This window comes from Vibrio sp. Isolate22 (genome assembly GCF_022398115.1).
In the GTDB taxonomy this organism is placed as follows: Bacteria; Pseudomonadota; Gammaproteobacteria; order Enterobacterales; family Vibrionaceae; genus Vibrio.
Genome location: NZ_JAKEUW010000018.1, coordinates 26348 through 39805 on the forward strand (window position 1 = coordinate 26348; position 13458 = coordinate 39805).

A 13458-nucleotide genomic window follows, 5' to 3' on the forward strand; every position below is an offset into this window, starting at 1 on the left:
GGCCATTTCAAAATTTGCTGTCAGATTAAGACTTAAAGCACTTTTGCAACTTAAAGCATTTTACGAGCAGCTTCTACAACCACTTTGATTGAGCGTGCTTCTGTTACTTTTAGTGTGTCGTGATCAGGCGTCTCTTTTTGAGTACGGTTGATGATTACACCAGCAACACAACCCGCTTTCAGACCAGAACTTGCACACATAGTTAGCAGCGTTGCAGATTCCATTTCGAAGTTTAGAACGCCCATGTCTTGCCACTCTTGCATAGAACCTTGGAAACGCTTAACTACACGACCAGAGAACGTGTCGTAACGCTCTTGACCTGGGTAGAAAGTATCACTTGAAGCCGTAACACCCATGTGAACTGTTGCGCCAGCCTCTTCAACTGCTGCTTTCATTGCTGTCGCTACTTCGAAGTCAGCAACCGCTGGGAACTCCATTGGAGCAAAGTGTAGGCTAGCACCGTCTAGACGAACAGAACCAGTAGAAACAATCATGTCACCCACGTTTACGTGAGGTTGGATAGCACCAGTAGTACCAACACGTAGGAAAGTGCGAACACCCAGTTGAGCTAGCTCTTCTACAGCGATAGAGGTAGATGGACCACCAATACCTGTTGAACATACAACCACTGGCTTACCGTCTAGTTCTGCGCGGTAAAGTGTGTATTCACGATGGCTAGCAAGAAATACTGGGTTCTCCATCTCTTCTGCAATTTTTTGTACACGAGCAGGATCACCTGGAATGATCGCAAGAGTAGCACCGTTAAGATCTGCTTCAGTAACACCTAAATGGAAAACAGCTTGAGACATAGTTCGCTCCTTTTGGCTTATTGGGCTTTTTACCCTTATTTAAGCTCATAGTAAATTCGTGGGGTACGAACACACTCTAACCAAGCTCATTATAAAATGAAGTGACACAGCTCACACCATTGGTAGCAACAAGATTTCAAGTTTCACAAAAAACCGATTGGTATCACAAAAATAAGCAATCTCAGAACCTTCGTTGCATACTAATGAGACAAAAAACGCCTTTAACGTATTACCGCTAAAGGCGTTTATATAGAGTGCAATTTTGTATAAGAGTGTTGAATTTAGTCTGCTTTAGAGTTGAATCGTAGCAGGCGCAATGCGTTCAATGTCACCAGTGCTGTTGCACCACTGTCCGCTAAAACCGCTACCCACAAGCCCGTGATACCAAATAAGCTCGTCACTAAGAACACACCTTTCAAGCCAAGAGCCAGAGCGACGTTTTGACGGATATTATTGATAGTAGCTTGCGACAGCTCAATCATTGCTGGTAATTCCGTTAGACGGTTATGAGTCAGTGCTGAATCAGCAGTTTCCAGAGCAACGTCTGTTCCCCCACCCATTGCGATACCGACATGCGCGGTTTTCATCGCTGGCGCATCGTTAATGCCATCTCCAACCATCGCTACATGCGACTGTTGAGACAACTCTTGTACGTAAGACACCTTATCACTTGGAAGCAGGCTCGCTTTGTACTGCATACCAACCTTGCCACTGATCGCAGCAGCACTGCGCGGGTTGTCCCCTGTCAGCATAATCGATTGAATACCAAGACCATTAAGGCGCTCAATCGCTAACTTCGCATCACTACGTAATGTGTCTTGCCATGCAATCAAGCCAATCGCGTTGTCTGCCTGATCAGAGTCTTTAACCTCTAATGCAACAACAACGGTTTTACCCTCATCTTCTAGCGATTCGATTTGCTTAGATACCTGTGCATCCAAAGCGAAATCAAGCTTAGATGGCGCAAGCACTCGATATTTCACACCATCGACGTCACCTTCCACGCCACTACCAATCAGCGCTTTCTTGTTGTGTGACTCAGGAATATCGATGCCTAATTCTTCAACTTTTGCCACCAGCGATTTTGCCAATGGGTGAGTAGAGCCAACTTCAATAGCACCAACCACACGAAGCATCGCATCTTTCTGCCAACCTGACAGTGGCTCAATATCAGTCACCTGAGGCTTACCTTCGGTCAGTGTACCTGTTTTATCGAAAGCAATGGTTTCGATCTTACCAAGCTGCTCAAGTGCTGCACCGCCTTTGATTAGCGCGCCACGTTTTGCAGCCGCAGCCAAACCAGACGTGATCGCTGCAGGTGTTGAAATAACAAGTGCACAAGGACATGCGATTAGCAGTAGTGCTAGACCACGGTACACCCATGTTTCCCAAGGTTGAGCAAACAATAATGGTGGCGTGATGATGACGAGCAAAGCCACTACCATCATCAATGGTGTGTACCAACGACTGAACTTATCAAGGAAACGTTCTAGTGGCGCTTTACGTGATTCCGCTTCTTCAATCAGGTGAAGAATACGGTCAATGGCGTTCTCCCCCTGTTTAGAGGTAATCGTAATGCGTACTACTTTATCGACCACTACGGCACCGGCCATGATGCTATTACCTTGGATATGCTCCACAGGCACAGACTCGCCAGTCAACGCACTTTCGTCAAAACTCGCAGCATCGGTAATCAACTGGCCGTCTGCTGGCAAACGAGAACCCGCAGCCACTTCAATCACATCACCAGGTACCAACTCGCTTACCGCTACTTCAACACGTTCACCATTGATAATCTTGGTCGCATTCTCAGGTACTAAAGCCATCAGCGCTTGAACGCCACTTCTCGCTCTAGAAGAAGCAAAAGCCTCTAAGCGTTCGCCAATCAAGAACAGAAGCAATACCATTGCCGCTTCTGCAGTCTCGCCTAGGTATATTGCACCCAGTGCAGCCACACTCATTAAGGTTTCTATCGCGAAAGGAGTTCCCGAGCGGGCTAGTTGAACGGCTTTCTTAGCGACCGGATACAATCCAAGTAGACATGTCGCGATGAATAAGCCTTCACTTAATTGAGGCGCTGAACTTTTCAGTAACGCCGCGAACAGCATCGCAGCAGCTATCGCTATGATCTGTAAATTAGGTTGGATATGCGCTTGCCAAAACGTCTCTGGTTGTTGTTTTTCTTTCTTAGAACCCACTTCCGTTAACGGGAAGCCAGTGGTTATAGAGACTTGTTCGATAGTGTCTGCAAGACTTTCATTGTTATATTTCACAACCAGTTTTTCGGTAGCAAAGAGCACCTTCGCTTGAATTACACCGTCGATATTACTGATCGCTTTTTCTATTTTTCTGGCACAAGCTGGACAGTCCATTCCGGAAACTAACCAACTTTTAGAAAATTGGGCATCGTTCGTTATCGTTGAGGACTGACTGTCTTCTTCTCCACTGTCTGAACTACAACAGCCATCACCCGATGACGCGACTGTAGCTGGAGAAGAGCTGCAACATGCTGATGATGTACCAGCTGCAGTAATGCTTGAAATTTTAGGGCTAGAGCAGCTTGTTGCGGCTGCTTGTGGTTGAACGTCCACTTTTACTGAGCGGCACGCTGCGTGTTTTGCGCACATAATGTATCTCCTTAATACTTCAATACCCTCGGAGTGGTTACTCAGTCATTAAAGCAACCAACCCCAAGTTCATCGAAAGTATAAACCTTGGAGGTAGCTCCAAGGTCAAGAAGAAGTTTTCGTTTAATACAATTTATTTAACAGTCTCAACCAAGTAGGTCGCTATTATTGAGGCTTAAGTTCTGCACACTCTTCTCTGTTCGCTGAAACATCATCAATCAACACGGCATCATGAGAACAGAAAGGCTGTGTATTCAAACTTACGATAGACACGTCATCTTCAACAGGCTCAACATTAGAGCCCTGCATCAATTCAGAGATGTGGTAACGAAGCACTAAGACACCCAACAATCCAAACAGAATATTACCCAGCGCTTGTCCGTAAAGAACGCCTAACGCGCCATACCATTGCGAACCTAAATATACAAAAGGCAAGGTACCAAGTGTCGCTTTACCTAAATTCAGAGCGGTGGAATACAGCGGCCTACCTAGATTATTAAACGAGGTGTTCGCGACAAACAGTGCACCATTAAAGATGAAAGTAATGGCTACATAGGTACAAAAAGCAGCAACAATGATCGCTGCATCCCCTTGCAGACTAAAGCCATGAATCACGAGATCTTGTAGGAAGTACAACAGGACACAAACCACAATGGTGTACACCGTGGTCACAAACAAAGAGTTATTGAGCGTCTCTTTGACTCTGTCCATTCTCTCGGCACCAAAGTTCTGACCAATGATTGGCCCTACCGCGCCAGACAAGGCAAAAATCACAGCAAAGCACACCGGTGTTAAGCGACCTATCACCGCAAAGCCCGCAACGAAGTCTTCACCATATTGTGCAATACCTGTCGTGACAATGGCATTGCCGATAGGTGTAGCGGTGTTAGTAATGATTGCAGGAATCGCGATTGCCAAGATTGGGCGGATATTGATGCGCCACTGCACGAATGATGGCGGAGCCACCAACTCATGACTGCGAATCAAAGGATAAAGTGAGAAGAAGAGAACCGAAAAACGTGCCACCACAGAAGCGATAGCCGCACCCTCAATGTTCCAACCAAAGCCAAAAATAAACAGAGGGTCTAAGATCGCATTTACGATCCCTCCCGACAATGTCGCCCACATTGAACGCTTAGCATCACCCGCGGCTCTTAGGCCAGCACCTGCAGCCATCGCAAGCGCCAAAAATGGACCACTCGGTAATAAAATCTGTAAATAAGCTTGTGCACGCTCTGCGGCCAAGCCTTTCGCGCCAATGGCTGCCAATAGCTCAGGGATATAAGCGTACATCACAGCAGTAACCGTCGAGCTAATGACAAATGCGGTCAGCATAATACTGGTGCTGAGGTTTCTAGCTTGGTCTCTATTTTTTGAGCCAATAGCTTTTGATACCAAGGCGCCCATCGCAATGGAAGTACCAATCGACACAGAAGTAGAAAAGAAAGTGAGTGTGCCAGCAAAACCAACCGCAGCAGCCAATTCAACCTGACCTAGCATACTGATAAACAACATATCGAGCAGGTCGACCACAAACAGTGCCATCAGGCCGACTGAGCCTGCTCCCGACATCACCAAGATGTGGCGCATCGTTGAACCTTCTACAAACTTTGCAGTTTGGTTTGACATGAAACCTCCAAAAGCAGAAACACCACAGACCAAATCTATCGACCGACAAACAGGTCTAAATAGAAAAGCTCCACGAAGAAAAAGGCGCTAGTGCGCCTTTTTTATTTAAGGGTGTTGAGAAAAATAATCGTTCTTAACACGCTACTATACAGGATGTTGGAAACATTCATCTAAGTTCTTGCCGATTGCTCTTAACACATCGGTTCGAGTGATAATGCCAACCAATTTCTGATTGTCGATGACAGGATAAGCTTTTGGTTTACCTACCTGCATCATGTCTGCCAATTCGATAATGGATAAGTCTGGTGCGACTGATAGCACCTCTTGGTACATACAATCACCAACAACGTGTGTGTCTTGGCAGAAGTAACTAACTTTAACTAGCTTCTCTAATAAATCTTGTTCAGAAAGGAAACCAATCACTTGTTCATTGTCATCAATAACTGGTCCACCCATGTGATGACTGCTCATCACTTTGTCTAACGCTAGACTTAACGGCATATCAGGAGTGAATGTCACAACCTGCTGCGTCATGTAATCTTTCACTTTAATTGAATGCATAGCGTTCTCCCTAAATACTTTGCGTCATGTTTTTATCTGCTTCTTTCATTTAATTGTTGTCTAAAATCTTGATTTTACTAAATGGATTTCAACAATTTTATTGATAGGCAAAACCTAACAAGACAAAAAAGCGAGGTAGATAAAGGGTTGAGCGCATTTTCAAACATCCAAAAAAAGTAAAAAAAAGAGCCCTTACAAAGTCTTACTTTCTCTTTCTCGACCTTACTTAGCCGCACTAGCCTGTATACATAAACCCTGTAATCTTCACCGCATCAATAATAAAAACACCACTTGAGAAAGTTTATGCAACACAACGAAAATACTATGTATGCGTATGTTTATAAGGGCCAGAACGGCACTGACAACACACTCATTGCCACTATCGGTAACCAAGAAAAGCCTCTGGTTTCAAATTGTCTCGATGAAATAAAAAACATGTCGAATCTAGCCATTGATTTAGCCGCTCAACACAATCTAAGGGTCAAGCTCGTCAAATATCAAAAAGAGCAAGAGATCGATTTCGGCATGTTCTTCAAATAACCATTCACATACTCCCCCTTCGCTATACGGCAGCCATGTTCGAGTGGTTGCCGAATTCAGACTGACAAGCTTGAGCAACAAACGGTATACTTGATAAACACCAAGTTCTCCTCTTTATTCGGTCTCGTATGTCTTTATCCACCGCCATCTCTAAGATCAAAACTTACTTCAGCACATTGCTGGATTTTCAGTCCCGTATTTGGGTGGTTCATATCTTTGAAGATTCGATTACTGACCAATCATTTGTCATTAATGAGGATGCCTTTAAAGAACCGCTAGAGTGGATGAGAAAGCGTGATTACCAATCAAAAATGCTCGATCGTGTCGATAAAATGAAGATATCACAGGTTATCGAGATTCAATTCGAAGACAAAATGCATAGGCTGATGCGAGTAAAATAGTGGTTCATTCCTGACCATTTAACCGAAACACCCGATACAAAAAAGGCCAGCAATCGCTGACCTTCTCTTACAAGCTCTGTCGTATTTCAACTAACGTGCACAGTACTCATGCCATAGACGTACCGCTTTTTGGTAGGCCTCAGTTTTGTCATGCGTCTCCGCAAACAAAATAGCGGTCATACTATCGACCACTGTGTTCGCCATCAAAGTCATCTCTTCAGCGGGTGTCCCGAGTATACATTCACTCGGCAATGGTAGATCTGAGTTCATCATCTCTTCCCAATAGAAAGACTCAACTTTATCAGGAGAGCTCATCCATACCGTTTGACTCACTTTCGGGTTGTATTCCGACTCACCGTTCATTCCTTTGAAAGAGATAACCGAATGGGATTTGTTGCCAATCACATGTTCAACTTCAGCATGAAGCTGTGGGAAGCCAGGGTGAAAGCTGCCACGTAAACCTAAACGGCCACCACCAGGGTTCAATGCTCGAACTACCGTATTGATCGGCGTTCTCAACCCATAACGATGCTTCCAACCAATCATGGTTTGCGCTTCAGGAGCAAAATTAGCCAACGGTAAATAGACAATGCCATCTTGCTCAAGGATCGACTTAGCATGTTCAGGGTTATCAGCACGTTGCACACCGACATCTTGCAAATGGCTTTCTACGTGCGTTCTACCGCTCGGCTTGTCCATGTAACCGTGCATTAATACCTTGTAGCCGTTATCCGCCAAGATCTTAGCCGCCAGCAAGTTCCATGGCTTACCACTTGCACTTTCATTGCGCTTACCGGCATAACACGGCCAATCAATATCAGCCCCTAAATCGGGTACGCGAGATTGAAACGCTTTAACAAAGCCAGCAATCTCTTCATTGGTCTCGTTCTGCACACGAATTAACATCAGTAGCATAGCCATCTGGTCGTCACCGACCTGTCCGCTTAAATACTCATCCATGATGCGGTAGGCTTGTTCGAACGACAAAGGCTTACGCCCTCTTTCCCCTCGTCCAACTGTACGAATACACTCTAAAATACTACTCATTGATTGTTTATTCTCTTCCGTTGATATCAATAAAATTCGAATACGCTTTCGATTCTATGATACCCACAGTGCATTGCAAAGCGATTCAGGTGCTAACACTCTAATTACCAAAACCATCGTGGGAGTTCTAAAAGTAAACTTCGTGGTGTAAAATTAACGTATGCAATGCTAACCGCGACATATTGAGTAGTATCCAAATGACTGTAAAGAAAACACTGAGCCAAAGAAAACGTGAATCGATCGTTGCCGCTGCTATCGCAGAATTTACTGAGCACGGTTATAAGGCCACCAGTATGGATAAAATATCGAACCGAGCAGAAGTGTCTAAACGCACCGTCTATAACCACTTTGCCAGTAAAGAGCTGCTTCTCGAGGAGATACTAGACAGTATTTGGAGTAAAACGCTCGCCGCCACGCACTTCCCTTATCAAGCTGAACTGCCTCTTGAACAACAGCTCGCATCAATCGCGAATCAAGAACTAGAGCTTTTAGAGTCTGAAGGTTTTATCGATTTATCACGCGTGCTTTTCTCTGAGTACTTCCATAATGCAGAACTCGCGAGCCAAGCAATGGAGAAATACTCTCAAGCAGAGAGTGGGCTGATGACTTGGATAAAAGCAGCGCAGGCCGATGGTCGCTTAGTCGAGCTCGACCCTCTGTTTGCTTCAACTCAATTCATTGCACTCATTAAGTCGTTCGCTTTTTGGCCGCAGATCATTGGTCATGCCCCTTCTCCAGACGCACAGCACAAACATATCATCGTGAACTCAACGGTTGAGATGTTTCTCAAACACTACCAGGCCAAATAAAAGTTGAGCCCTGCTAAGTTTTGCTGGGTTTTAATTAGAGATAGATAAACGAGTGAGGTATGATTTGCTCGTTTTGTGGCTGAGCAGTTTGCCAGTTGCAGAATCTGATTTATTTCAGCCGTTGTTCAGATACAAAGACCACTATTTCATGCCAAAGTTGATAAGCAAAATTTGGGTACACGTTTTTATGCTGCTTGCGATGTTAATGGCCACCATCAGTGTGGATAGCATTGCGAGTAACAATATCGTGGCATCTCAACATCTATCAACGCCGTCAAACAGTATCTCGCCTTCACAGCCAATTACCCAAGCTAACATTGAGCATCATTGTTGTGGCTCAGTCTGCTTGTTAAAAATGCCACCATTGATTGTGTCTGAGTCCTTCGATACTCAAATTGCCTCTTTGGCTCTTATTGAAAAAGAGCCTTCACACAAAGCGATTATTGCGCCTCAAGCACCTTATCGCCCCCCTATTTCTTAATCGTTTGTCCCAAATTGGCAATCCATGCCACCCAAAAACAGCAGTTTTGCTGTGCTTAATGACATTCAAATTTAGGAAATAAACACATGAAAAAACTATTTAGCCTTTTTGCTGCTCTAATTATGAGCGCTTCAGTCAACGCCGCTCAGTTTGAAGAAGGTACTCACTACAAGATCCTTGATGTAGCAAAAGCAGAAAAGCCAGTTGTGACAGAGTTTTTCTCTTTCTACTGCCCACACTGTTACAAATTCGAAGGGGTAATTAAGTACCTAAAAGAAGATCTACCGGAAACAGCAAGCTTCCAAAAAGTTCACGTCGCTTTTATGGGTAACAATATGGCCGTGCCGATGGCAAAAGCTTACGCAACTATGATTGCGTTGGATGCTGAAGAGAGCATGGTTCCTGCTATGTTTGCTCAGATCCATGAGAAGCAAAAGACACCACGCGACGAAGCTGAACTGCGCCAAGTATTCATTGATAATGGTGTCGATGCGAAGAAGTTTGACGCGGCATACAACAGCTTTGCGGTTAACTCGATGCAGAAACGCTTTGATCAACAATTTGATGCAAGCACCTTAACCGGCGTTCCTGGTGTGCTGGTCAATAACAAGTACATCGTAAAGCCGGACCAAATCAAAAGCTACGAAGAGTACAACCAGCTAGTTAACTACCTGCTAACGCTCTAAGTCGTATTTCATCTCCAAGCCAGTGAACTCATCACTGGCTTTTTTATCTCTATCGGCGCTCAGAGCGCATGTAAATTTAGACTAGCGCTATTGTTCACTGGCATCCGCAGTAAATTTTCATATACTGCACCTTATTAAGTCATCGACTATGTTGTTGTACTGAAAATACTCGTACTCAAAACCCTTAGCACTCAAATATTGGGACCTTTATGATCACTCTGACTACCAACTTTGGCGACATTGAAATTGAACTGAACCTTGAAAAAGCACCAGTAACGTCGAAAAACTTCCTTAAATACTGCCAAGACGGTTTCTATGAAGGCACGACATTTCACCGTGTTATTGAAGGTTTCATGATTCAAGGTGGTGGTCACACTATCGACATGACAGAAAAACCAACACGTGCGCCTATCGTGAATGAAGCAAACCGCGGGTTAAAGAACGTCATTGGCTCTATAGCAATGGCACGTACTGATGCACCACATTCTGCAACAGCACAATTCTTTATCAACCTTGATGACAACGACTTCCTTGATCACACCTCGACTACGAACGCAGGCTGGGGTTACGCGGTATTCGGTAAAGTATCGGCAGGTATGGATGTAGTAAATAAGATTGCAGCTGAACCAACGACAATTCGCTGGGGTCACGAAGATGTGCCTTGTGAAGATATTGTGATTACAAAAGTCACGATCAACGAATAAATCGCACCGAAAATTGCAACAAATGGTGAGACTCAGTCTCACCATTTATAACTATCAATATTATCAACTGTACTTATTGGTGTACGGTATATTTATATAATCAACCCTATCCTCGCTATTCATCAGTCTCAATGACGTGTTATGCTCCTGATCTGCAAGCTTCTCCAGCATTGCGATCAACTTACATTGGACGTAACTCTAACCATGACTCGACTCTCTTTGTGGACAACAGCGCTCTTATCTTCTGTTGCCAGTTTCTCAAGTTCAGCTTTCGAAGTTGATACGCGAGAATCACAAGAACCTGAACTGGATGACCAATTTCGTGTCATTGCCATTCCCTTTTACGATCCAAGTGTAGATACAGGCATTTCTGTCGTTCCTATCTATAACTTCTATGCTGACGGCGAGTCAAAGAACGCATCAACGTTATCTGCAACGCTGACTTACACGCAAAATGATAGCTATTACATCAAAGGGAATGCTGAGCTCTTATTGAAAGGCGATTCAATTCGGTTTAGCGGTGAAATGGGCTTCTCTAGTACCAACATTACCTTGGTCGATCTGGTTGATACTAACCACCAAGAGTACACGTTCGATGGTGATTTCTATTTCAAAGTCTACGACAACATCTATCTCGGGATGGGTTTAGACTACTCCACCGCTCGTTATCTTGCCGATACACAGCGAGACAAACTTTTACTCAAACTCACTGGGTTTAGTGATGAATACGAAGCCGACACAGGAGCAAAGTTCTCTTTCTTGTGGGATGAACGAGAGCACTACTACTACCCTTATCATGGCTTTTTATTCGAGCTGACCTATGAAGACCATGGAGAATGGCTTGGTAATGACAAAGATGCGACCTACTCTTCGCTCTTTTCAGATTACCGACTGTTTTACAGCTTAACGCACAATGACAATCACATCATCGCAAGCCGCTGGGTGACTCGTTATCTACTGGATGCTGAAAATGCCCCAAGTAGTGCATACAGCACCTATGGTCGACAAGGGCGAAATGTTCAACGTGGTTTCGTCGCGGGTGATCACATCGCTTCGCATATGACCAATCTTGAAATGGAATATCGCTATTCGATTTCAGGCTCGTCCATCAACTTCTTGAACAACGTCGCGGTGGTCGGTTTAACGGGTGTGGGCAAGGTGTTTGGTGAAAGGCTGAATCCAACTGACCCTTATCATAGCTTTGACGATGGTGACCTTCTGACGATGGTTGGTCTCGGGCTACGTTATCGTTTAATGCGCCAAGAACGCATCAATGTGCGAATGGATTTCACCTACAACAACGAAGATGAAGTGCTGGCCTACTTTAGCTTAGGTGAAAATATCTAGCCCAAGCTGTAGCATTTTTAAAGCCATTATATCTAACCGATGATTCCCCCAAGCCTGTAACAACTCGATTCGTACAGGCTTTCTGTTTGTAGAGCCTCAAGTAAAACCTACCAACGAGAGCGATAAGTGCGATGACAAGCTCGGCATGTATTATTGGCCGAGTCTAACCCACGCTCAGCTTTACTTTTGTCCTGTTCAAGACTGGCTTGCTGTAACTCAATAAAACCTTGATTCATCTGTAACATCAGTTGATTGAATTTCTCAGGCTTACTCCATACCGCCTCTTTCGCTTTACCGCCTTTATCACTCACAGCAAAACTGTTGGTGAGAATGAGTCCGTGCTCTACCAAGTTATCACTTAATCTCTCAACCTTTTGCCAATCTGTATTTCGATTCCCTAATTCTGAAGATACTTGCTTGTTGAGTTTTTCTATTGAGCTAAAAGCTTGTTGGCGATTGTCGACCGCTTCAGTTGCGGCAATAGTGCTCATTGGCACTGCGATAAGTAAAGCGATAGTCAGTTTTTTCATAGTGTCACTCCTGTTTATTGGTTGATTGATTTACTGATCTTTCAATTCGAATCGATGAGATGCATTTAATTTACACAACAACAGTTGCGCACGCAACTATTGTTGTGTAAATTAATATCACTTCGTAAACGACAACTGGGAAATGAACTATGAAAATTTGGGATCTACCAACACGACTGTATCACTGGTTACAAGCACTACTATTCATTGGCCTAGCGGCATCTGGTTTTAGTGGCAATGGTCCACATGTTTATCTTGGTCTCGCACTGTTTAGCCTAATTTTGTGGCGATTGGTTTGGGGATTCATTGGCAGTGACACGAGCCGCTTCTCACAATTTGTTAGCTCTCCTCACGCTGCATTCCAGTACTTACGAGGTAAAATCCAGCCAAAGCCAGGGCATAACCCATTAGGGGCTTGGATGGTCATCGGTATGATCACCACCTTGTTCATCCAATGTATTACAGGGCTTGTTATTGCAGGTTTCTTTGATGCGCTCCCGGGCTCGGAAGTCCTTCTTACCGATCGCGTATTTGAAGTTTCAGGTGTGGTGCACGGCATTGCAGCACGTATGTTAGTGGTCTGCGTCGTTCTGCACCTCTTGGCAATCATGACTTACAAGCTACGTTCAAAACCACTGGTGTTAGCCATGATCACAGGCAAACAAAACCACGCACCATCAGTGGAAAGTTTCGAAAGTGGCACTCAATTAGCTTTTTCATCAAATAGCAAAGCATTGTTGGTGCTAATTGCATCGGTATTAGTTACGATGACAATAGTTGTTATGTCATAAAAATTAGGTACTAACGAATGCCAGAAGAGTTTGATAGACAAAATAGTTTCGGATGGATGATCAATGTGATCGCGAATAAAGCGAGCAAGGATTTCGACCTTGAGCTAAAGAAACACGGCCTAACCATCGCTTTATGGCCAACTTTGATGTGTTTGTGGGAAGAAGAAGGCGTTACGCAGCGTGATATTGCCGAAAAATCTAAAGTAGAAAACTCAACAACAACACGAACCTTAGATAAGTTAGAAAAACTTGAGTTGGTCGAACGGAGAGCGGACCCAAACAGTCGACGCTCTTTTAGAATCTACCTAACAGAAAAAGGAAAAGCACTTGAAGAAGTGTTGATTCCTATCCCAATAAAGTTAAACAAAGAGCTGATGGAAGCGCTTGATACAGATGAGCAGCAACAAATGATCGGCTTGCTTAAGAAAATGGTCGCGGCTATTTAGCTTGGAGCTAACTCAGCAACGACCACTCAGTGCCCTAGTTCAATAGACCC

Annotated in this window: 15 protein-coding genes; 9 read left to right on the top strand and 6 right to left on the bottom strand. The window is 44.2% G+C overall.

From position 1 onward, the window contains the following. Positions 1-50: 50 nt before the first annotated feature. The 4 genes from udp to L1D55_RS12460 all read right to left on the bottom strand — a co-directional run bounded on the left by udp (position 51) and on the right by L1D55_RS12460 (position 5626). Entirely contained in the window at positions 51-809 is a 759-nt protein-coding gene (udp, locus tag L1D55_RS12445) for a uridine phosphorylase (RefSeq protein WP_008221668.1), read from the bottom strand. Positions 810-1090: 281 nt separating this feature from the next. Next, positions 1091-3436, bottom strand: coding sequence for a zinc/cadmium/mercury/lead-transporting ATPase (locus tag L1D55_RS12450; protein WP_239917617.1), 2346 nt, complete (start codon positions 3434-3436; stop codon positions 1091-1093). 165 nt (positions 3437-3601) lie between these two features. Beyond that, positions 3602-5065 carry an MATE family efflux transporter gene (locus L1D55_RS12455; protein WP_239917618.1) on the bottom strand — a complete coding sequence of 488 codons (1464 nt, stop codon included), beginning with the start codon at positions 5063-5065 and terminating at the stop codon, positions 3602-3604. Positions 5066-5209: 144 nt separating this feature from the next. Then, on the bottom strand, positions 5210-5626 hold the full coding sequence (locus L1D55_RS12460) for a CBS domain-containing protein (protein ID WP_004741940.1): 417 nt from the start codon (positions 5624-5626) through the stop codon (positions 5210-5212). Positions 5627-5929: 303 nt separating this feature from the next. On the opposite strand from L1D55_RS12460, the gene L1D55_RS12465 reads away from it, so the two are divergent. Then, positions 5930-6166, top strand: coding sequence for a hypothetical protein (locus tag L1D55_RS12465; protein ID WP_171369119.1), 237 nt, complete (start codon positions 5930-5932; stop codon positions 6164-6166). A 128-nt stretch (positions 6167-6294) separates the two neighbouring features. After that, positions 6295-6567: a hypothetical protein gene (locus L1D55_RS12470; RefSeq protein WP_171369118.1), complete on the top strand. Its 273-nt coding sequence runs from the start codon at positions 6295-6297 to the stop codon at positions 6565-6567. 90 nt (positions 6568-6657) lie between these two features. Here the strand turns inward: L1D55_RS12470 and L1D55_RS12475 are convergent, their stop codons facing one another. Further along, on the bottom strand, positions 6658-7644 hold the full coding sequence (locus L1D55_RS12475; RefSeq protein ID WP_275665300.1) for a glycosyl transferase family protein: 987 nt from the start codon (positions 7642-7644) through the stop codon (positions 6658-6660). A gap of 167 nt (positions 7645-7811) precedes the next feature. On the opposite strand from L1D55_RS12475, the gene L1D55_RS12480 reads away from it, so the two are divergent. The 5 genes from L1D55_RS12480 (at position 7812) to L1D55_RS12500 (ending at position 11641) form a co-directional block, all read left to right on the top strand. Beyond that, positions 7812-8423 (top strand): TetR/AcrR family transcriptional regulator, encoded by a 612-nt coding sequence (locus tag L1D55_RS12480; protein WP_239917620.1) that lies wholly within the window; start codon positions 7812-7814, stop codon positions 8421-8423. Positions 8424-8571: 148 nt separating this feature from the next. Then, the gene (locus L1D55_RS12485) at positions 8572-8904 is read left to right on the top strand and encodes a hypothetical protein (RefSeq protein ID WP_239917621.1); all 333 of its coding nucleotides are present in this window, start codon (positions 8572-8574) and stop codon (positions 8902-8904) included. 86 nt (positions 8905-8990) lie between these two features. Next, positions 8991-9590, top strand: a complete 600-nt coding sequence (locus tag L1D55_RS12490) for a thiol:disulfide interchange protein DsbA/DsbL (RefSeq protein ID WP_239917622.1) — start codon at positions 8991-8993, stop codon at positions 9588-9590. A gap of 209 nt (positions 9591-9799) precedes the next feature. Continuing rightward, positions 9800-10294, top strand: coding sequence for a peptidylprolyl isomerase (locus L1D55_RS12495; protein WP_239917623.1), 495 nt, complete (start codon positions 9800-9802; stop codon positions 10292-10294). A gap of 204 nt (positions 10295-10498) precedes the next feature. Then, on the top strand, positions 10499-11641 hold the full coding sequence (locus tag L1D55_RS12500; RefSeq protein ID WP_239917624.1) for a BamA/TamA family outer membrane protein: 1143 nt from the start codon (positions 10499-10501) through the stop codon (positions 11639-11641). 107 nt (positions 11642-11748) lie between these two features. Here L1D55_RS12500 and L1D55_RS12505 read toward each other — a convergent pair whose 3' ends face one another. After that, the gene (locus tag L1D55_RS12505; RefSeq protein WP_239917625.1) at positions 11749-12171 is read right to left on the bottom strand and encodes a cytochrome c; all 423 of its coding nucleotides are present in this window, start codon (positions 12169-12171) and stop codon (positions 11749-11751) included. 149 nt (positions 12172-12320) lie between these two features. On the opposite strand from L1D55_RS12505, the gene L1D55_RS12510 reads away from it, so the two are divergent. Then, a complete protein-coding gene (locus L1D55_RS12510) occupies positions 12321-12962 on the top strand; it encodes a cytochrome b/b6 domain-containing protein (RefSeq protein WP_239917626.1) in 642 nt (213 codons plus the stop codon). Between the two features lie 17 nt (positions 12963-12979). Continuing rightward, on the top strand, positions 12980-13408 hold the full coding sequence (locus L1D55_RS12515) for a MarR family transcriptional regulator (protein WP_239917627.1): 429 nt from the start codon (positions 12980-12982) through the stop codon (positions 13406-13408). Positions 13409-13458: the final 50 nt, after the last annotated feature.